Here is a 20,830-nt window from a genome sequence, read left to right as displayed (position 1 = left end):
ATTTTGATTATTTTGATAATGATTGCTATCAACGAATATCATATTTATTACAATTAGTTTAAACTACTTATTTAAATTACAATTACTTTAAATTACAATTACGATGTTGGTGTACTTTTGTCTAATTCCATGGTCGATTTTATTAAAGTGTTTAGCAAAGCTTGAAGTTGTTAGAACTTGAATTCGTTGGTCATTACTAATTACTATTTTTTCATAGCTAGATCTTAAAGTACAGGATCTAGTTTTTCTTTTAGATTCATTTTTATCAATAAAAGGAAAGTATGTACAAAACTTTTTTGATTTAAAGAACATACTTGATAGTTAGTATAATTTACCAAGAGATTTAAGGGATTGATAAACAACTTTAATCTTTAACCTAATAATTAACTATCTTTTTAGGTTAAATTTATTACCCAGCTTAAGAGGTCTATGTTATTTTTGCAATTTTTATTTTCAAACTATTGCTTTCAAGTTCACTTGAAGTTATATGATTAAAAAAATTAGAAAAGAGGTCTATTATGAAAACTTTAATAAAGAATAAATTGCTGGTGGTAGTCAGTACTCTAATTATTGGAGTGGTTATTGGCGGGAACGGTGCCTTTTTAATTAATAATTATAATTCTTATTCGGCAGCTTCACGTTCAAGTTCATCTAGTATGCAATTTAGTAAGCCTAAAAATAATGATACAAAAGGAAAACGAGTATTTTTAAATGCTAGTCAAAATCAAGATGGAAATACTTCTGAAATGGCACGAAAATTATTCGGAAATAAATCATATGAGCAAATAAATCTAGCTGCTTATAAAATTCCTCAAGTTGGTCAGGGCAATGGTGATTTTCAAACGGTATTTGATAAGTTAAAAGGTGCTAAAATTATAGTAATTGGTACCCCGGTTTATTGGTCTAATATGTCTGGGTATTTAAAAACTTTTATTGATCATTTAGAAATTAATGATGATTTAAAGGGTGCTGATTTATACGTCATCGTTCAAGGACAACAAACTAATCAAAACGATGCGCGTCAATCTACCTATCATACTTTAAAGCATGTAGCTGATCGTTTTGGATTTAATTTTGTTGGAATTGCTTCTGATGATGTAGAGGTTAACAAATTACATGCTAAATTAATTAATAAATAAACTGTTATTTCACAGAAAAGTATTGCAGATTTGATTGTAAAAGTTATTCAAAATCCAAGCTTTTTAATTTAAAAAATAGCTTTTTATTTGCTATAAAGTGCACTTTAAGGAATAAGTTAGTTTTATAGTTTTGAAAGGAGAAAGATTATGAGTAAAGTAGTTGTAATTACAGGAGCATCATCAGGAATTGGCGAAGCTACTGCTAAGTTATTAGCAGAACAAGGAAACCAGATTGTTTTAGGAGCTAGACGAGCAGACCGGCTGGAAAAAATAGTAAAAGATATAAAAAATGTTGGCGGTCAAGCTGTTTATTCAGAGACAGATGTGACTAATCTGGACAGTGTTAATGGGTTAGCGCAAAAAGCACTAGATGCATTTGGTCGCATTGATGTTTGGATGAATGGTGCCGGGTTGATGCCACAATCACCATTTTCTGAAGGTCGGGTAAAAGACTGGAATATGATGATTGATGTTAATATTAAAGGTGTTTTGAACGGAATTGATAGTTCTTTATCAATTATGAGAAAACAAGGAATTGGCCAATATATTAATATTGCGTCGATTGCTGCTCATTTAACTCATGTTAATGGTGGAGTTTACAGTGCTACAAAAGCAGCGGTTTTGATGATTAGTGATGCTTTGCGTCAAGAAGAGGCAGCTGCTAAATCAGGTATCAGAGTTACCGTTGTTTCTCCTGGTGCGGTTAATACCGAGTTAGTAGCTAACATGACTGATCCAGAAGTTAAAAAGGGAACGGAAGAATTTTACAAAAATTATGCCATTTCTCCTGAACGAATTGCTAAAGCTATTGTTGAAGCAATTAATTTACCAGAAGATACTAGTATTAATGAAATCGTGATTCGTCCCACTAACCAAATTGCTTAAACTAATAAAAGAGACAATTCACTTTTAAAGTGAATTGTCTCTTTTATTAGACATTTTCTTCGGTTTCTGCTTGTTCGTATATTAATTTTTCATTTTCATAATTCAACATATGATATCCAAAGTTATCAATTTTATAATTGAGATATTTAATGGTTTTTTGCATTTCATTAACTTGCTTTAACATTTCATTGCGTTGTTCAATCAACATTTGTTTTCGGTCGTTATCAGCTTTGGGGTCACGATACGTACTGATAAATTTTTTTAATTTTTCAACTGGCATTCCGGCTTTTCGTAAGGCTTGTACATAGAAAATCCAGTTTAAATCAGTTTGCTGATAGTCTCGATAACCACTCTGATTTCGGTTTACTTTTGGTAATAAACCAGCATCTTCCCAATAACGCAAAGTTGCCTTGGGTAGCTTGAATTCTTTGCTAACTGTTTCAATATTCATAATAAACTCCTTTCTTTTAAATCATTATAAATCTTTAAGTGCACTTTAATGCAAAGTATAAAACTTTTCTCTTGCATTCAAGTGCACTTGAAAGTATAACATGAAAATATACTGAGTAGGAGGAGATTATTTATGCAATATTTTACTTTAAATGATGGAAACAAAATTCCAGCGGTTGGATTTGGGACTTTTCAAATTCGTGACCCTAAAGAATGTGCTCAAGCAGTTTCAGATGCCATTCAAGTCGGTTATCGGTTGATTGATACCGCTCAATCTTATTTTAACGAAGAAGCAGTGGGCGAAGGAATTAAACAATCTGGAGTGGCTCGTGAAGACTTATTTATTACTTCTAAACTCTGGTTAAATGACACCGGTTATGATAAGACTAAGGCTGCTTTTGAAGAAACTTTAAAAAAATTAAAATTGGATTATTTAGATTTATATTTGATTCACCAACCCTATGGTGATGTATTTGGTTCATGGCGTGCGATGGAAGATTTACAAAAAGAAGGAAAAGTTAAGTCAATCGGAGTTTCTAACTTTGCTGACGATCAACTAACTAATTTGGCATTATTTAACGAGGTTAAGCCTGCAGTTGATCAAATCGAAATTAATTCTTGGGATCAACAAAAGCAATCAGTTAAATACTTAGAAAAATTTGGCGTTCAACCAGAAGCATGGGCTTCATTTGCTGAAGGAAAACATGATATTTTCAAAAATCCGATTTTGACTGAAATTGCTAACAAGTATAATAAAGGTGTGGGACAAGTTATTTTGAGATGGGACGTACAACGTGGAATTATTCCACTTTCAAAATCGACTCATAAATCACGAATGGAAGAAAATATTAGTATTTTTGACTTTGAATTATCTGATAATGATATGCAAAAAATTGCTAGTCTTGATAAAGAAGAAAGTCAATTCTTTGATCATCGTGATCCCGAAGCAATTAAACGTTTAATTAATTTACACTAGAAGGGAATTTTAAATGACTAATACTTTAATTTTAGGAGCTAATGGTTCAATTGCACAAATGGTAGAAGCAGATTTATTGGCTAAACCAGATCAACATTTAACTTTATACTTACGTGATTCTAAACGTTTAGAAAATCTTTCTGATAACTCCCAAGTAACCCTTGTGGAGGGCGATGTTTTAGATGAAGCTAAATTACAAGTTGCCATGAAGGGGCAAGATATAGTATTTGTGGCCATGGGAGCAACCAGTACCCCTAAATTGATTGAAAATGTGATTACAGCTATGAAAGCTGAAAATGTGAAACGAGTAATCTCAATCAATGATTTAGGAATTTATGGTGAAGTGCCTGGTAAATTTGGAAAATGGAACCAATCAATGGTTGGTAGTGGTTTGTCAGTTGGAAAAGAATCAGATGAATTATTAGAGAAATCAGGATTAGACTATACCACGCTTCGCTTGGCATGGCTTGGAAATGGTGATGATTCAGATTTTGAAACAACTCAAAAGGGTCAACCATTTAAAGGAACGACGGTTAATCGTAAAGGGGTTGCCAAATTGGTAACTGGGATTATCTTAGACCCTAAATTGTATGATAAAGAAAGTATCGGTGTTAACAGACCAGGTACTGAAGGTGATCAGCCAGTATTTTAAAATATAATCAATATTAATGAATTAGACGCATTCTAAATTAATTGAATGCGTCTATTTTTGAAATTTAATTTATTTGCAAGTGGTAGAATAAAATTATTAAAACTATTGAGGAGTTGAATTTATGTTTAATCTTTTTGGAAAACCACGTGTGATTACTAACGTTATTCGTCATCGAAAAATTAGTTGGCTGGAGTTATTTTATGATTTGATTTTTGCAGTAGTAGTTGAAAGAATCACGGATAGTGTTGTAGCAGATTTTTCATTAAGTGTAATTTTAAATTCGGTAATTATCTTTAGCTGGTTCTTTTGGAGCTGGCATGAAACATCTGGGTATTTTGATAATCATGGTAATGATTCAGCTATTAATATTATCATTATCAATCTGCAAATGATTTTTACTGGAATTGCGGCAATCTTTATTCCGCAAGCTATGTTAGGAAACTTTCAGCTATTGGTTATGGCATTGCTTCCCATCCAATTTATATTGACTACGGCCTGGACAATGATTGGTTTTGTCGATTATGATCATGGTCCAGCCTCACGAAGATATGCATTGGTTTTTTGTGGTTCGTTTATTGTTTTGCTTCTTAGTTTAATAGTTAACGAACCCTTTAAGTTAATTTTATTAATTGCAGCTTTGGTTTTAAATTGTTGTGCAATTTTCTTTGCTAATTCTAAATTAGAACAAGAATATCAGCGAATCAACATGAATTATGAACTTAAAGATTCGCTTTTAGAACGTTATGGTCTAATGACTATGATTGCTTTAGGCGAAATGATTGCAGGCTTATATGGAATGGCTGACCATATTGAGCCAAAAGTTTTATTTGAATTTGCTATGGGGATTGTTTTTGCAGCTATGATAGCCGCTGTTTATTATCAAGTAATTGGAGAATTGCACGTCAAAATGAAGAGCCCAATTCAGGTAATGGGCATTCGCTGGTTATTTTTATTGGAAATTTATTTAATTGTTTTAGATTCAATTCTGTTGCAGCTAACTTTTGAAGAAAATAAATATGCATTTAAGCTGGCATTAGTAATTATTTTGTTTTTCACTTTACTAGTGATGCGGATTATTCAAGCGTTAACCTCGGATAAAATTCCAGATTCAACGGCAGGACTTGGCTTTTTTATTGTTGAGATAGTCCTTTTCTTAGCTACTACATTATTACCGGCCTTTTTGATGGTGGGTGTAATTGATTTGATTTTGATAGTGATTACAGTTTGTTATCATTATAAAATTAATAATTATCATAAAAATATTGATTGAAAATATTATAAACAAAGTTACAATTTATTATTGGTGGTTGCTTATATAATTAATAATAATTTTAGACTAATTAAAAGGAGATAAAATGAATAATGGTATTTATGCTTTTTTAGAACAGTTAATGAAAATCTTAAAAAAGCAATCTTTGATTTATGCACTTGGATTTGCTTCTGCAATTACTCTTGTTATATACGTATTACAAAAGCAATTTGGAATTTTAAGTAATTATAATGTTTTTATTTTATTTCTATTTATTCTTTTTATAACTATTGCTTTATTTGAATATAAATATAGGTCAGTGAAAAAATGTCTAAAAGAAAAGCAAGAAAAAAATTAGAAGAATTTATGGAAGATGATAACAAAAGAATTATATTAGAAGATCTTTACAATAGTGAAGGTAATCCAGTTAATTTGAATATAAATAATTTAAATGTTAGTACATTAGCATATTTTGGAATGATATTTAGTCCTCAAAGTCTAAGTATTGTTTCTTCAATTTCTATGTTTTATGGAGAGGTTAATAAACCTTATGTTTTAACTGCATTTGCTTAAAATGAATTAAAAAAATATTTTGAAAAAGGCTTACATCATCAAGAAACTATATATAGTGATAAAAACAAATTACAGTTGCTTCTGATAGCAAATGTGCTATAATAAGTGTATGGAAAATAAAAAGAAATTCAAATTTGATTATTATGATTATCCAAAATTTGAAAAATTTTTGGATTCTTTAAATGATAAAGATGCAGCTAAATTAGTTGTTAGAATATCTGAAATTGAAAATAAGGGAATGTTAGAATCTCGTAAAATGCAGTGGGTAAAAAAGTTAGATAATAATTTATTTGAAATTAGATCAAAATTTGCTTCTAATATTCAAAGAGCATTATATTTTCATGTTGAAAATGATAGATTTGTAATTACTCATGGCTTTACAAAGAAGACACAAAAAACTCCATCTAGAGAAATAAAAAAAGGTAAAAGTTTAAGAGATATTTATTTATCGCGTTCAAATAGGAGGAAAAGATAATGACAATGAGTAAAATTGATGAATATATTGCTAAAAGATCTGAAAAAAGTCCAGAATTCAAAAAGGTGGTAGAACAAGAAAAATTAGCAACGCAAGCAGCTTACGAAGTACATAAGCTTAGAACTAAATTGGGATTATCTCAAAGAGATTTTGCTACTTTAGTTGGGAAACCACAATCAACAATTTCAAGAATTGAAACAGGAGAAATGAATCCATCTTTTCAATTGTTAAATGAAATTGGTGAAAAAACTAATTCTACTTTAGAATTTAAATATGTATCATCAAACTAACTTTAGAAATTATATCTATGGTTGTCTTTGTTTATCTAGGAAATTATTATTTTTAATGCATTAAAAAGTACCTTTAACTATCAGTTGTTATGTTAGTAGAAATAACTTATAGGAGGCACTTTTTTTGTTTGGAAAGAGTTTAGGTAATGGTAAAAATAAGAGAACACAAGCTCAAGGGCCATGGTGGTCACAGTCAAAACGTCAGTTAATTATTGCTTTAATCGTAACGGCAATCGTTGGAATGTCTATTGCGGGATATATGTCTCAGATTACTTATAAATTGTGGATATATTTAAAATATTTAAGATTATATTTTAATGTTGATAAGCCAAATCCTATAAAATTACACGATATTTTAGACCTTCGAGGTTTTTGGATTTTTAATGATTTAGCTTATCCGTCTTTGATTTATTGGATTATCTTTATTGCATTTGGTTTAAGTACGGTTTGGTATAGAATCTTTAGATCTTATATAACATACAATACTTTTGAATATGGTAATGAAAGCTTTGAAGATAACAAAAAAGTTTCAAAACAATATACTAATATCCCAGACCGTAATGAATCATTTTCTTGTTATGGTGGAATTCCCGTTTTGCATAAAAACAATTTGTTTGGTAAGTTGATGCAAATATTTACGTATGTTGTTGTACCTAAGGCTAATCGGGTCAATATTCCAAGCAATAAAATTCAGGTATTTATTCAAAAAGCTTTTAAGAAGTCTAAAATTCTAGGCAAATATATGATAGACCAAGCAACTAATAATACCTTAATTTATGGGATTACAAGATCTGGTAAAGGTGAAACATTTGTTTTTCCTTTAATCGACATTTTATCTCGAGCAAAGAAAAAAGTATCTATCTTTGTTAATGACCCTAAAGGAGAGCTTTCTCGGTCAAGTTTTTTTACTTTGATTAAACGTGGATATAAAGTAGTGATTATTGATTTAAGTAATATGTATAAGTCAGCTAGTTATAATCCACTTAATGTAATTATTGACTATGCCAAAAAAGGATATACAGATCAGGTCCAAATGGAAGTTAATAAAATTTCCACCTCTATTTATCAAACTAAAAGTGCCGGGGGAAGTGATCCATTTTGGGCTAATTCATCTTCTAACTTGTTAAATGCCTTGATTTTGGCACAAATTGATTTAGCAAGACGTAATAACGATTGGGATAAAGTTACTTTATTTAACATTTATCAAATGCTTACTCAAATGGCTGGTAAAGAAGTTTTAGTTGACTCAAATGAAAATATTACTGATGATCCAGAAATTGGAAAAAGAGAATCAATCCTAACTCATTATTTTAAATTAATGGCTAAAGCTCCTTATGATCGGATTAAAATAGTCTTCGCAAATCTTTGCACGACGTTCTTGATAATAAATTCCAACAACAGTTGACTAAGGGCAGTCAAATTAAACAATATTATCTATAAATGTAGCAATATATGTTGCCATAAGTTTTGGATGGAGCCATTGTAAAAAATGATGTCCATTTAAAATTATTTCAGATGAATTAACGTTTTTATTAAAATATGGGTTACCATATTTTTTGTATGAATTTAAATTTAAAGTAGATAAAAAAGTCAGTGTCGGAATTTTGTCACTAATAGATGACGATAACATTTTATTTATGGTGTTATGGGCTTCTTGTAATTCATTTATTTCAAATTCATTTCCAGAAATGTTTTTATAAAGAACCATCGCTTCTGATTTTATATTTGAAGGTAGGGATGGATTTATATCTGTATCCATATGCTGATTATTATTTTTGCTTTCTAGAGCTTCGTTCAGGTTTTTTTGAATTTGATTCTCATATTTTTTTATAATTTTGGGAGATGTTGGATCTATTCCGATAAAACCAGCTACGTTGATATTATTCAATATATTTAAAGAGTATATTCCACTAAAACTATGTGCGACTATAAAAATTTTTTTAAGATTAAAACATCCAATAAATTCTTTCATTTCTGTTGAATAGTTTTCTAGGGTTCTTTTATTATTATTTGGATAGCCACTAAATCCGCTTCCTAATTGGTCTACGCTGATGAGATTGATTTTTTCAGTATTTATGTATTTAAATAGATTGAAATAATCAAAGTAGGAACTATTGATGCCCATTGCTGCCCAAAAGAAAATAGTTGGATTTTTACGATCGAAATTTTCATTTATGAAGTAATTAAAGGTTCCATTCTTAGTTTTCATTTTTTTGTTTAACATAAAAATAGCCTCCATATGATTGTTTTCGAAAATGATGTTGGCTTTTTTATTATAATATTTATGATGAAAACAATTCAATAAATAAAATGGAATATTATGATAATTGAAATTGAAGTCTTTGAAAATGGTGTCAAATTAGTTAAACAATGTCAAAATATTTTTGCTGATAATCCTTAATTTACGGGATATTGTAGATTAACCGGCAACCAATGTGAGCAGTTGTTCCGATCAAGGCAAACAAATTTTTTAATTATTTATATCTATATCGATCAGTTAAAAAGATCGTTTAGTTTTTATAATGCTTGCCAGTTAGAAATAACTGGAACTGAAAAATCCAATGAAACCAAGCATCAGACCTATGCCATAACTCCCTATTAAATAGATAAATAGTTGTCGATAAGCATGATTAGACCACAAATTAGCTAATTCGCTGTTAAAAGTTGAGTAAGTAGTAAAGCCGCCAATAAATCCTAACAGCAGGTTTGTACCGCCACTTACTACTGCCACTGGGGCTAGCATTCCAGCAATAAAACAGCCAATCATGTTTACCAGAAAAGTTCCGAGCCGTCCGTGATTGCTTTGTTTGAAGTGATTCGTGATTGAAAAGCGCAGAATTGCGCCGACCCCGGTTCCACCGAGAAAAAATAGAATATTTCCCATTAGTTCCACATCCTTTTGGCCAGAATATGTGAAAATTGGTCACCAACGACAGCTACCAACAGCCCTAAAATAATACTGAAAGAAAGATAAAGCGTGAAACCGCTATAATTGTGAACCTCAAGCAATTTCAAACTGTCGAGAATTATTCCAGAAAAGGTGGTAAAGGAGCCAATCAAACCGGTTCCAATCACCTGATTCCACCGTGCTGATAAGCCTAATCGCTGGCAACCATAGTTTGTCCAAATTGGTAGAAGAAATGCTCCCGTTAAGTTGATTAAGAGAGTGGCAATTGGAAATTGATGATAGTTGATCAACTGAGTGATTTCTAGTCTTGCTAGTCCTCCAAGGAGACCAGCCCCAAATACAAATCGAGTTCCCATAACAAATCCTTTCGAGGTTAGTTAAACTATAATTGGCACATTGTAGACCATATTTTCAATTGTAAACAATCTATTTCTTTTTTTACAGTAGGATGCTTGCTAATTTTTCAAGCAAAAAAAGATCTGTTCTCAATGTTTCTAGAACAGATCTTTGTGTGCGCTAGCTATCCTTGCTGGGGGCTTTTCCAACCATTAACGACTAATTCAAGAAAACCTAGTAAAAGGCCACTAGGTGGGAAAATAAAGATGCCAAGGACCATGATTATGGAAGTAATGGGGAACCATTTACTACGAAGAAAACGATAAATAAACATGTTTTTAATTTTGGCAGCTTCTTGATAATTTTCAGTTTGGAGCTGATCAGCAATCGTTTTAGATAGCAAGAAAAAGGCAAGACTCCATGAGATAAAGATGATCAGATAAAACAATTCGGGACCAGTTGAATTCATAAAACGGCCAACCCAAGCAGCAGCCACTGGAATTAGGGACATTGTAAATAGCCAAAGATTATTTACCCAGAAAATTTTTTTGTTAACTTTTTTAACTAAAGAAAACATGTAGTGATGGTTATACCAGGCAACCCCGATAAAAATCACACTAACAGCATATGCTGTTAGGTAGGGGAGGTCATGCAAAATTTCGCTTAGCCGAGGTGTATCCGGAACTTTAATTTCCAGAACCATAATGGTTAAAATAATTGCTACAATTGCATCGGTTAAATTTTCAACACGGGTTTTATTCATAATGATGCTCCTTGATATGCTTAGCGTTCATCATAAGGATTAATTCTGATTTGATCAGAGATTAATCCTAGAAAGGTCAATGCCATCCCCATGGGGGGATAAATAAAAATTACCATAAAATTAACTACTGCAGCGATAAAAAACCATTTACTGGTGAAAAATCGGTAGACAAACATCCCCTTAATTTTTTGCCCGGTAACTAATTTTTCCCGTTCAAGCTGCACAACAATTGCTCGGCTTAGGATTGCATATGAAAGACTCCAAGCGAAAAATATTAAGAAAAAGAATATTTCAGGTCCAACTGAATCGATGAACTTTCCTGCCCAGGCGGCTGCCACTGGGATCAAGGACATCCAGAAAATCCACAAATTATTAAGCCAATAAATTTTACGATTAATGGTTTTTATTTGAGCAAACATGTAATTGTGATTGTACCAAGCATCACCCATCAGGATAAAACTGACGATATAGGCGATTAGATAAGGGAAATCACTGATGATGGCAGTGAGGGAGGCAGTGTTCGGAACTTTAATTTCTAAGACCATGATGGTAATGATAATACCAACAATTGCATCAGTTAGATTTTCTACTCTTGCTTTGTTCATAACTTCTCATACTCCTTTGCTAACAATTTAATTATTTTGATCATTTATAATTAATCTTAACGTATTATTTTATAATGTTGTGACTTAAAATGAGCTATAAAGCTTAAAAAATAATGTTTTGATACTGACATTTTAAATTACTGTTATCAGGGGTTTTGCGAGAATCAAGCTCCTCTGAGATTGTGATAAATGTTACAAACTTTGGAATTTGTAACAGTATTTCACAAAAAAATAAAATATTTTTATATTACATGATAATTAATATAAACAGCCGTTAAAGTCCGATATTTCTAGTTTGAAAAATCGCGTAAATAGCAATTATTATCTTTGTTCAAAAGAAAAAGCACTTATTGAAAATAAGTGCTTGGACTGAAAATTGCTAGGGATAATTCACAACAAATGCCGTAATAGCAAGGTTCAGCGTCCGCAAAAAATGCCCCGGGCGAGATTCGAACTCGCACTCGATAAAATCAAACAGCGACCTGAACGCTGCGCGTCTGCCAGTTCCGCCACCGGGGCGTATGAGTCTAATTATATAATATTTCGTGGTTTAATTGCAAGGATAAGTTGTAGTTGAGTAACATCATCTTTATTTTCTAATCTAGCAGTGTATTTCAAAAAATTTGCCATTTGTAAAAGTCATTGGTTCATAACAAATATGATAAGATATACAAAACTCGTTGGAAGTCGAGTTTTTGATAGCTATTTTGTTGTAAGTTATGTTGGAAAGAGGGTTTTAAAATGGATGGAATCATTAAATTCGATGAGCAACTTTGTTTCGGGATTTACAATGCCAACAAAAAGTTCAATCGTTTTTACCAAGATGTGCTGTCTCAGTATGGCCTTACTTATCCACAATACTTTGTATTATTAGTATTATGGGAGCATGCACCAATTACGGTACGCGAACTTGGTTCATACGTGAACCTGGATAGTGGAACCTTAACACCACTATTAAAACGTTTGGAAAGTAAGGGCTGGATTACGAAGTCTCGTTCTAAAAAAGATGAACGAGTTGTTAACATTAGTTTGACCGAGCACGGTGAAGCGATGCATCAAGAAATTTCCGATCATGTGCAAACTTGTTTTGAAATTTTGGGTATGAGTAAAACTGAAATGATTGCCGCGTTGAAAGTGATCGATAAGGTTAGCAGCAAACTTGATGAAGTTGATACGCAAGCATTAAAAGTTGCAAAATAACTTGGAAGAACCGATGCGAATCGGTTCTTTTTTTGTGCATTATAACGCGATTTGATAGAATGAAAGAGAATTTAAAAGCGGGGTAGCGGTAAGCGTACTTCCGCAAATAAAAGCATAATGAGGATTTTATTGTGACACTTTCAATGGAGCAACTGCAAATTATCTTAAATGAACATCACATCTTACGATCAATCCAAGAAAAACAGCCCCTTGTTTTTCAGCATGTTAGCTATGATTCACGTCGAGTCCAGCCTGACACGCTGTTTTTTTGTAAGGGTGATTTTAAAAATAGTTACGTTACCATGGCGCTTGCTAGGGGAGCTACGGCGATTGTAACGGAACAACCGGTTGATCTGGAACAGCAGGCTTGTCAGATTATCGTAACGGATGTGCAAAAGGCAATGTCACTATTAGCAGCGGCTTTTTTTGACTATCCTCAAAATCATTTGAAAATTGTGGCAATTACTGGAACAAAGGGGAAAACCACGACTGCCTACTTTTTATATCAGGCACTTCAGCAACCAACGGCCAAAAAGACGGCCTTATTTTCAACAGTTAATACCGTTCTTGGGTCTGAACCACAGCAGATATTCAAATCACAGCTGACAACCCCGGAATCACTAGATTTATTTGCACAGATGCAACAGGCCGTTGCAAACGGGATGCGTTACTTAATAATGGAGGTTTCCTCGCAGGCGTATCTGAAGCAGCGCGTCTATGGTCTTAAATACGATGTTGGTTCATTTTTGAATATTTCTCCTGATCACATTGGAACGAATGAACATCCCACCTTCGCAAATTATCTTCATTGTAAAGAGCAGCTGCTAATTAATTCCAAACGGGTGATCATTAACGCAGAAACTGCACATGTGGCTGAGATATATGATGCTGCCAAAGCTACGACGGATCCTGATCAAATTTATTTGTTTGCAAGAAGTAGCGCTAAGCTTCAATTAAAGCAAATGGTTGACTTTACGTTTGACAGCACGGCTGATTCGCTTAGTGAAAATCAAATCACGCTGAATGCCCTTAGCGAAAAAGCTCAGGCTTTAGGGATTGCTGGTGCTTACACATTAGGAATCACGGGAGATTACAATGAGGCCAATGCAGTAGATGCCATTATTTCAGGTGGAATATTAGGATTTCAGCATGACCAGTTAGCCGCTGGGATTGCCACAACCAAAATTCCAGGTCGCATGGAAGCATATCAAAGCGCGACCCATGGAACAGTTTATGTGGACTATGCTCATAATTATGCGAGTACAAAGGCTGTTCTGCGCTTCTTAAAAGACCATCATCCAGCTGGGAAAGTAATTGTGGTTTTGGGAAGTCCTGGTAACAAGGGAATCGATCGCCGAGCTGGATTTGGTCAGGCACTAAGTGAGGAAGCAGACGAGGTTTATCTGACCACTGACGATCCTGCTTTTGAAGACCCGGAACAAATTGCCCATGAAATTGATCACCATATTGATCATCAGCGGGTGCAGGTTCATTTTGAAATGGATCGAATCCAGGCAATCCAGACAGCAATTGAACAAGCTGGCCCTGATGATCTAGTGGCAGTTCTTGGCAAAGGACAAGATCCCTATCAAAAAATCAAGGGGGTTGACACTCCCTATCCGACGGATTCCTCAGTAGTCAAAAAACAGCTTCAACTTGACTAACCGCGCTGCTTAAACTCAATGATGATAATTAGAAAGTGAATGATAGCTATGCAGAATACAGCCCCAAAATTTACGCCAATTCTCTTTGGCAGTGACTTCAATGTTTATGGAATGGCCCGTTCTTTTTATGAAATTAACCAGCAACCAGTACGGGCACTGGCAGAAGTTCAACTGGCTCCAACTCGTTATTCCAAAATCGTTAACGTGGAATTGATTCCTAATTTTAGTGAAGATCCGGTTTGGATTGCTGAACTTCGTAAACTAAAAGAAGAATATCGTAACCACCCAGAACCAGTTATCTTAATCGCCTGTAGTGATGGCTATTCTGAGCTGATTTCTAAACATAAAGCGGAACTAAAAGATGTCTTTGTTTGTCCAAATGTTGATTTTGACTTAGCAAATCAGCTGAATACTAAGGAAAATTTTTATCAGCTTTGTGATCAATACGAGCTACCTTATCCCAAGACGAGACTGATTTCTAAAATTGATTATCAAAACGGTACGTACACCCAACCGGATACTTATCCGGTTGCTTTGAAACCGGCCAACAGCATTGAATGGGTTGATATCCACTTTGAAGGACGCAAAAAAGTTTTCATTATTCGGAGTGCCGCTGAATTTAATGAGGTGATCAAAAAGATCTACACCAATGGCTATACTTCGGATATGATCTTGCAGGACTTCATTCCAGGTGATGATAGCAACATGCGGGTGGTGAATGCATATGTTGATAAGCAACACCATGTTAAGATGATGTGCTTGGGTCATCCGTTACTAGAAGATCCCGCTCCCGGTGCGATTGGAAACTATGTTGCAATTTTGCCAGAATACGATGAAAAGATTTATCAGCAACTGCAGAATTTTTTGGAGCAGATTAACTATACTGGTTTTGCTGATTTTGATTTAAAGTGGGATGTTCGTGACCACAGCTTTAAGCTGTTTGAGATTAATTTACGGCAGGGACGGAGCAGCTTTTATGTAACCTTAGCAGGTTATAACCTGGCTCAGTGGTTAGTTGACGACTATGTCAATGACAATTTAGCGAAACGAGAGCCGGTGTTCGGCAATCAAGATGATCAGCATCGCCAACTTTGGTTGGGCGTTCCACCAGCAACTTTCAAAAAATTTGCTAAGGCAAATGCAGATAAAGCTGTCGCAGAAAAGTTGTTAGCTACCGGTCGGTTTGGAACAACTTTTTGGTATAAAAAAGACCGCAACCCAATGCGGTGGTTATTGTTTAAATGGATGAACCATAATTATAAAAAAGATTTTGCAACATACTTTGCACGAGAAAAGGGTGACAACTGATGAAAGATTTTTTTACAATTATCGGTGGCATGGGAACGGAAGCAACGGAATCCTACCTGCATCTGTTGAATCAACGTACTCCGGCACATCGAGATCAGGATTATTTGAACTACATTTTGGTAAATCACGCTACGGTTCCTGATCGCACGGACTACATCATGGATCATACTCAGCCCAGTCCATTGCCTCCCTTGGCGACTGATATTAAACAGCAAAGCTTGCTGAATCCGGCTTTTTTTGCGCTACCTTGCAATACGGCGCATTATTTTTATCAGGATTTGCAGGAATTAACGACGGTTCCGATTCTGCACATGCCCCGATTAGCAGTTGCAAGCATTAAAACTAAGTTTCCCAGTGCTCGTCGCATTGGTTTAGTAGCAACACAAGGTACGCTGCATGATCGAATCTATGAAAAAGAGCTCGTACAAGCGGGGTATCAGTTTGTTATGCCCAGTCCTGAAGTCGCACATGATACCATGGAATTAATCTATGCTGGGGTTAAGGAACAAAATCAGGTTGATCCCAATCTATACCATAAGATTTTGCGACAAATGATCGTTACACAGCACTGTGATGTAGTTGTGTTAGGTTGTACGGAACTTTCCGTTGCTGATCAGCGGGTTGGCAATGGCGGTTATCCCGTAATCGATGCCCAAAGTGAGCTCGTAGATGAAACGCTACGGCGAGCGCTGCAATTACGAACTCAGCAAGCTTGATTTTAATGAAGTAAGAGAAGCCAGCCCCACGAAGCAATCATTAACATGATGGTAATGATTGGAATTATTCGATCGCCAGTTCCTTGAATTTTTCGTTGGTAAGCAATGTCAACAAATGAAATGGTACAGATTACTAGTAAGAAGTTGACCGTTGCCAATACGGGTTGAGTAGTGAAACAACGAATCGTGAGTATTACCTCTAGACTTAAGACCACTAAGTACGAAATTCTAGAATAGATTAGAGCTTTCACAATTTTTTTATCTTGTTGGTTTGTGATACCAACTAAAAAGGCGACTGCCAATAAAAACCAGCTCAAGCGCAGGATGTTAACTAACATAGTGATTCCTCCTGTTCAAAGTTTAGCATATTTTTTGAGAAATGATTGCTGGCTATTGAAATTCGTGGTACAATGTTATTCGTACTGCGGGTGTAGTTTAGTGGTAAAATTTAAGCTTCCCAAGCTTACGTCGCGGGTTCGATTCCCGTCACCCGCTTTGGGAAGCGCCTGACGATAAGAGAGTAGTATTATTAATGGTTAACCAGTGAGTCTAGGATGGTGTGAGCTAGGCAAATCATGATAAGAAGGCGTACTTTTTAGGGCAAACTGAATAATTCAAAGTGGGAACTAACCAATTAGAGTGGTACCGCGGGTTTGCTCGTCTCTTACATTATTTTAATGTAGGAGTTTTTTATTTAGGAGGTAATTTAACATGGATTATAAACAATTGGTGGCAACGGCGGTAGCGGATGCTACTGACGGTCAGGTTACGGCAAGTGACATTTACGAAAAAATTGAAGTACCGAAAACATCCCAAAATGGTGATTTAGCCTTTCCAACCTTTATACTAGCTAAACAGCTACATGCTGCTCCGCAACAAATTGCTAAGAAGTTGGTGGAAAAGATTGATACGACGAACTTTTCCAAAGTTGTTGTAGTCGGACCTTACTTGAATTTCTTTTTGGATCAGCAACAAGTGGCACAACAAGTTCTTGGAGAAGTGCTCGTTGAAAAAAATCATTATGGTGATAATGAAGATGGTCACGACCAAACAGTGACGATTGATATGTCGTCGCCAAACATTGCTAAGCCAATGTCAATGGGACATTTGCGTTCTACCGTTATTGGGAATTCAATTGCCAAACTGCTGAGTAAAAACGGCTATCGACCCATCAAGGACAATCATCTTGGCGACTGGGGAACGCAGTTTGGAAAGTTGATTACAGCCTACCTAAAATGGGGAAACGAAGATGATGTTAAACGAGACCCCATTCATTACTTAGTCCAGTACTATATTCGGTTTCATCATGAAGATGAACAAGATCCAACTCTGGATGAAGAGGCACGAGAATGGTTTAAAAAGTTAGAAGATGGTGATCCAGAAGCGGTTCAACTATGGAAATGGTTTCGCGAAGTTTCCTTGCAGGCCTTTAACCAGACGTATCAAAAGTTAGGTGTTAGTTTTGATACCTATAATGGAGAGTCATTTTACAATGATGCTCTGCAAGGAGTAGTTGATACCTTACGAAAAGACGGTTTACTGGAAAAATCCCAGGGAGCTTCGGTGGTTGATTTAAGCAGTGATAATTTAAATCCAGCCCTAATCCTCAAGTCGGACGGAGCCTCGCTTTATATCACTCGCGACATTGCTACGGCGATTTATCGGGATCAGACTTACCATCCAGTAATGAATTTATATGTGGTCGGTTCGGAACAGACTTACTATTTCAAACAACTCAAAGCAGTTCTTAAGAAAATGGGACTAAAATCTGCTGCTGGTCTCCATCATATTCCGTTTGGATTGATTACTGTCAATGGGAAAAAATTATCAACTCGTCATGGAAACATCGTGCTACTCAATGAAGTTTTAGCAGAATCGATTAAACTAGCGCAAGCACAGATTGCTGCCAAAAACCCGGATTTAAAGAATAAGGAACAAGTAGCAGAAGAAGTCGGGGTTGGCGCCGTTATCTTTGGTGATTTAAAAAATGAACGAATTGATCCGATTGATTTTAATTTGCAAGAACAGCTAAAATTTGAGGGAGAGACTGGTCCATACGTACAATATGCCCATGCTAGGGCAGAAAGTGTTTTGAAAAAGGCTCATCAGCCACTCCCTACCAAAATCACTCAGTTAACGATGACTGATGATGCGTGGACCATCATTAAAATGCTACAGAATTTTCCAGCAACAGTTCGCCGTGCTAATCATGAATTTGAACCGTCAATGATTGCTAAATATGCGCTCCGCTTGGCAAAAGCGTTCAATAAGTACTATGCCCATACCAAGATATTGACGGATGATGACCAACTTAATGACCGGCTAGCCTTGGTTCAAGCGGTCTCCTTAGTCTTAAAAGAAGCCCTCCGTTTGTTAGGAGTTCAAGCTCCAGACGAAATGTAACTTTAACAACGATGATGGATTTTCCACCATCGTTGTTTTTGTTTTGCTGCGTTTTAACTGTTTATTATGGTACAATACGGACTAATTTCAAACAGGAGAAAAAAATATGCAAGAACAACAGTCGAGTTCATTCTTTAAAACTGCTTGGCAACGGAGCTGGCGGTTTTTTCGGAAATACTGGAAACGTTTCCAAATTACACGGTGGCTGATTGTCATGGTGTTGTTTTTCACCTTAGTATCAGTTACTTATTTGACGGTAATTGCGAAGACTTCCCATGTCCGCAGTCTACAATCCAATCTCTCACGTTCTACGGTTATTTACGATCAAAATCATGATGAAGCTGGGAAACTATATGCCCAAAAGGGGTCCTACGTTTCCATGCAGCAAATTTCACCACACTTGCCGGCGGCAATCCTCTCGACCGAGGATCGTAATTTTTATCACGAACACGGTTTTTCCGTCAAAGGTTACGGTCGAGCAATTTTTCAAGCCGTCGGTAATAAACTGATGGGAAGAAATCAAATTAGTGGTGGGGGCAGTACCATTTCACAACAACTAGCTAAAAACACCTTTTTATCGCAACAGCAGACCCTGTCGCGGAAGTTTAAAGAGTTGTTTATTTCGATTGAGATTGAAAATGTGTACTCCAAAGAGCAGATTTTAACGATGTATATGAACAATGCCTATTTTGGAAATGGTATTTATGGAGTTCAGGATGCTTCTCGGAAATATTTTGGCAAAAATGCTTCGGAACTCCCAGTACAAGATGCAGCAGTATTAGCAGGAATGTTGCAAAACCCTAGTAATAATCCGATTGATCATCCCGCAGCAGCCAAGCAACGACGAAATCTAGTGCTTGAATTGATGGGAGCAAATAAAAAATTAACGAAGGCACAGGTAAAACATTACCAATCCTTACCGTTGGGGACGAAGGATACCTTTGAAAATAAAAATGGGTATAAATATCCTTATTATTTTGATGCCGTGATTAACGAAGCGATTAATCAATACGGAATTAGTGAAAAAGCAATTATGAATAACGGCTATAAGATTTATACAAATCTAAATCAGCAGCAACAAGCTAGCTTCCAAACTGATTTTAAAAATCCTAATCTTTTCCCACAAAATGCAGCAGATGGAACAAAAGTGCAAGCTGCTAGTATCGCTTTGAATCCGAAAAATGGTGGTGTGCAAGCAGTGGTGGGGGGTCGTAACAATGATGTCTTTCGAGGCTTTAACCGAGCGACTGACATTAAGCGCCAGCCAGGGTCAACAATGAAACCGTTGGCGGTTTATACTCCGGCGCTCGAACACGGTTTTTCCTATGATTCAAAGTTAGTTGATAAAAAACAGTCTTATGGTAAAAATAATTATTCGCCAAATAATTATAATAACCAGTATGAGGGTGAGGTTCCGATGTATCGGGCTTTGGCGGAAAGTCGAAATGCCCCAGCAGTTTGGACTTTGAACAAGATTGGGGTTCAAAATGGATTTGATTCGGTTCAAAAGTTTGGGTTGCCAGTTACAAAAAAGGATGACAACTTAGCACTAGCATTAGGGGGGCTTTCAACAGGAGTTTCGCCTCAGCAAATGGCAGGAGCATACACCGCATTTGCTAACCAAGGACAAGTTTCAAAACCATTTTACATTACCAAAATCGTTGATTCGACTGGCAAAACAGTGGCAACTAATTCTGGCAATACGACGCAGATCATGTCGGCAGCGACTGCTAAAGAGATGACCAGTATGATGCTGGGGGTCTTTGACTACGGCACCGGGGCAACGGCTAAGCCAGCAGGCTATCAAGTTGCTGGTAAAACTGGTAGTACTGAAGCAGACAGTAGTCAAGATGCTGATGCGACTAGAGATAAATGGATTATCGGCTACACGCCTGACGTGGTGGTAGCTACCTGGGAGGGCTTTGATAATACTAATGCCGACCATCACTTGGAAAATCTAAGTGGGACGGGGGTAAATTCGCTGTTTAAGCAACAGATGCAGCAAATTTTACCACTGACCGATCAATCAAACTTTAATACGGAGGATGCTCAGCAACGCGCTGAACAAAAACAAAAACGACAAAAACAATCATTCTCAGGAAGTGACTTAACTCATAAAGCTGAGGATGTTACTAAGGATATAGAAAAGCGGGCTGCTGGAGTCGCTCAAGATTTTTACGAGCGGGCGCGGAGTTTTCTAGGGAAATAGCTAAAAATATGTTAAAATTGAGCCAACCT

23 protein-coding genes and 2 tRNA genes are annotated in these 20,830 nt (G+C 35.6%); 17 read left to right on the top strand and 8 right to left on the bottom strand.

From position 1 onward, the window contains the following. The first annotated feature begins 518 nt into the window (after window positions 1-518). Both FC87_RS02720 and FC87_RS02715 read left to right on the top strand, forming a co-directional pair. Complete coding sequence (locus FC87_RS02720) at window positions 519-1,139, top strand: flavodoxin family protein (RefSeq protein WP_054690943.1); 621 nt, start codon at window positions 519-521, stop codon at window positions 1,137-1,139. Between the two features lie 147 nt (window positions 1,140-1,286). After that, a complete protein-coding gene (locus FC87_RS02715) occupies window positions 1,287-2,024 on the top strand; it encodes an SDR family oxidoreductase (RefSeq protein WP_054690941.1) in 738 nt (245 codons plus the stop codon). Window positions 2,025-2,070: 46 nt separating this feature from the next. Here FC87_RS02715 and FC87_RS02710 read toward each other — a convergent pair whose 3' ends face one another. After that, window positions 2,071-2,475 (bottom strand): MerR family transcriptional regulator, encoded by a 405-nt coding sequence (locus tag FC87_RS02710; RefSeq protein ID WP_056961545.1) that lies wholly within the window; start codon window positions 2,473-2,475, stop codon window positions 2,071-2,073. Window positions 2,476-2,607: 132 nt separating this feature from the next. Between FC87_RS02710 and FC87_RS02705 the strand changes: the two genes are divergently transcribed. The 8 genes from FC87_RS02705 (at window position 2,608) to FC87_RS02670 (ending at window position 8,094) form a co-directional block, all read left to right on the top strand. Then, window positions 2,608-3,450 carry an aldo/keto reductase gene (locus tag FC87_RS02705; protein ID WP_056961543.1) on the top strand — a complete coding sequence of 281 codons (843 nt, stop codon included), beginning with the start codon at window positions 2,608-2,610 and terminating at the stop codon, window positions 3,448-3,450. Between the two features lie 13 nt (window positions 3,451-3,463). Beyond that, window positions 3,464-4,102: an NAD(P)H-binding protein gene (locus FC87_RS02700; RefSeq protein WP_054690939.1), complete on the top strand. Its 639-nt coding sequence runs from the start codon at window positions 3,464-3,466 to the stop codon at window positions 4,100-4,102. A gap of 121 nt (window positions 4,103-4,223) precedes the next feature. Beyond that, window positions 4,224-5,372, top strand: coding sequence for a low temperature requirement protein A (locus FC87_RS06820; RefSeq protein ID WP_082619203.1), 1,149 nt, complete (start codon window positions 4,224-4,226; stop codon window positions 5,370-5,372). Between the two features lie 85 nt (window positions 5,373-5,457). Then, window positions 5,458-5,709 carry a hypothetical protein gene (locus FC87_RS02690; protein WP_054690935.1) on the top strand — a complete coding sequence of 84 codons (252 nt, stop codon included), beginning with the start codon at window positions 5,458-5,460 and terminating at the stop codon, window positions 5,707-5,709. Then, window positions 5,679-5,924, top strand: a complete 246-nt coding sequence (locus FC87_RS02685; RefSeq protein ID WP_054690934.1) for a hypothetical protein — start codon at window positions 5,679-5,681, stop codon at window positions 5,922-5,924. Before FC87_RS02690 ends, FC87_RS02685 begins: the two co-directional genes overlap by 31 nt. 109 nt (window positions 5,925-6,033) lie before the next feature. Next, window positions 6,034-6,399 (top strand): type II toxin-antitoxin system RelE/ParE family toxin, encoded by a 366-nt coding sequence (locus tag FC87_RS02680; RefSeq protein ID WP_056961539.1) that lies wholly within the window; start codon window positions 6,034-6,036, stop codon window positions 6,397-6,399. Beyond that, entirely contained in the window at window positions 6,399-6,689 is a 291-nt protein-coding gene (locus tag FC87_RS02675) for a helix-turn-helix domain-containing protein (protein ID WP_420864875.1), read from the top strand. Before FC87_RS02680 ends, FC87_RS02675 begins: the two co-directional genes overlap by 1 nt. Before the next feature lie 124 nt (window positions 6,690-6,813). Further along, window positions 6,814-8,094, top strand: coding sequence for a type IV secretory system conjugative DNA transfer family protein (locus tag FC87_RS02670; protein WP_056961537.1), 1,281 nt, complete (start codon window positions 6,814-6,816; stop codon window positions 8,092-8,094). A 15-nt stretch (window positions 8,095-8,109) separates the two neighbouring features. Here FC87_RS02670 and FC87_RS07095 read toward each other — a convergent pair whose 3' ends face one another. The 6 genes from FC87_RS07095 to FC87_RS02640 all read right to left on the bottom strand — a co-directional run bounded on the left by FC87_RS07095 (window position 8,110) and on the right by FC87_RS02640 (window position 11,820). Then, window positions 8,110-8,913, bottom strand: coding sequence for an alpha/beta hydrolase (locus tag FC87_RS07095; protein WP_056961534.1), 804 nt, complete (start codon window positions 8,911-8,913; stop codon window positions 8,110-8,112). Window positions 8,914-9,222: 309 nt separating this feature from the next. After that, window positions 9,223-9,573 carry a fluoride efflux transporter FluC gene (locus FC87_RS02660; protein WP_054690928.1) on the bottom strand — a complete coding sequence of 117 codons (351 nt, stop codon included), beginning with the start codon at window positions 9,571-9,573 and terminating at the stop codon, window positions 9,223-9,225. Beyond that, window positions 9,573-9,953 (bottom strand): fluoride efflux transporter FluC, encoded by a 381-nt coding sequence (locus FC87_RS02655; RefSeq protein WP_035422201.1) that lies wholly within the window; start codon window positions 9,951-9,953, stop codon window positions 9,573-9,575. Before FC87_RS02655 ends, FC87_RS02660 begins: the two co-directional genes overlap by 1 nt. A 164-nt stretch (window positions 9,954-10,117) precedes the next feature. Further along, window positions 10,118-10,696, bottom strand: coding sequence for a TMEM175 family protein (locus tag FC87_RS02650; RefSeq protein WP_009166722.1), 579 nt, complete (start codon window positions 10,694-10,696; stop codon window positions 10,118-10,120). Between the two features lie 20 nt (window positions 10,697-10,716). After that, entirely contained in the window at window positions 10,717-11,301 is a 585-nt protein-coding gene (locus FC87_RS02645; protein ID WP_009166723.1) for a TMEM175 family protein, read from the bottom strand. A 434-nt stretch (window positions 11,302-11,735) separates the two neighbouring features. Beyond that, a tRNA-Leu gene (locus FC87_RS02640) sits at window positions 11,736-11,820 on the bottom strand. A gap of 222 nt (window positions 11,821-12,042) precedes the next feature. Between FC87_RS02640 and FC87_RS02635 the strand changes: the two genes are divergently transcribed. The 4 genes from FC87_RS02635 (at window position 12,043) to FC87_RS02620 (ending at window position 16,189) form a co-directional block, all read left to right on the top strand. After that, a complete protein-coding gene (locus tag FC87_RS02635; RefSeq protein WP_009166724.1) occupies window positions 12,043-12,501 on the top strand; it encodes a MarR family winged helix-turn-helix transcriptional regulator in 459 nt (152 codons plus the stop codon). Window positions 12,502-12,632: 131 nt separating this feature from the next. Beyond that, entirely contained in the window at window positions 12,633-14,165 is a 1,533-nt protein-coding gene (locus FC87_RS02630) for a UDP-N-acetylmuramoyl-L-alanyl-D-glutamate--2,6-diaminopimelate ligase (RefSeq protein WP_009166725.1), read from the top strand. Window positions 14,166-14,213: 48 nt separating this feature from the next. Next, window positions 14,214-15,473: a carboxylate--amine ligase gene (locus FC87_RS02625; protein WP_009166726.1), complete on the top strand. Its 1,260-nt coding sequence runs from the start codon at window positions 14,214-14,216 to the stop codon at window positions 15,471-15,473. After that, complete coding sequence (locus FC87_RS02620; protein ID WP_009166727.1) at window positions 15,473-16,189, top strand: aspartate/glutamate racemase family protein; 717 nt, start codon at window positions 15,473-15,475, stop codon at window positions 16,187-16,189. The genes FC87_RS02625 and FC87_RS02620 overlap by 1 nt, the downstream gene beginning before the upstream one ends. 2 nt (window positions 16,190-16,191) lie before the next feature. Here FC87_RS02620 and FC87_RS02615 read toward each other — a convergent pair whose 3' ends face one another. Further along, window positions 16,192-16,527 (bottom strand): DUF1516 family protein, encoded by a 336-nt coding sequence (locus FC87_RS02615; RefSeq protein WP_009166728.1) that lies wholly within the window; start codon window positions 16,525-16,527, stop codon window positions 16,192-16,194. Window positions 16,528-16,613: 86 nt separating this feature from the next. Here FC87_RS02615 and FC87_RS02610 point away from each other — a divergent pair. The 3 genes from FC87_RS02610 (at window position 16,614) to FC87_RS02600 (ending at window position 20,801) form a co-directional block, all read left to right on the top strand. Continuing rightward, a tRNA-Gly gene (locus tag FC87_RS02610) sits at window positions 16,614-16,684 on the top strand. A gap of 216 nt (window positions 16,685-16,900) precedes the next feature. Beyond that, window positions 16,901-18,592 carry an arginine--tRNA ligase gene (argS, locus tag FC87_RS02605; protein WP_056961532.1) on the top strand — a complete coding sequence of 564 codons (1,692 nt, stop codon included), beginning with the start codon at window positions 16,901-16,903 and terminating at the stop codon, window positions 18,590-18,592. A gap of 106 nt (window positions 18,593-18,698) precedes the next feature. Further along, window positions 18,699-20,801, top strand: coding sequence for a transglycosylase domain-containing protein (locus FC87_RS02600; RefSeq protein ID WP_056961530.1), 2,103 nt, complete (start codon window positions 18,699-18,701; stop codon window positions 20,799-20,801). Window positions 20,802-20,830: the final 29 nt, after the last annotated feature.

It is taken from the genome of Fructilactobacillus florum DSM 22689 = JCM 16035, assembly GCF_001436645.1.
GTDB classification, from domain to species: domain Bacteria; phylum Bacillota; class Bacilli; order Lactobacillales; family Lactobacillaceae; genus Fructilactobacillus; species Fructilactobacillus florum.
Note: the sequence above shows the minus strand (reverse complement) of the source record. Positions and strands in the feature narration are given on the sequence as shown.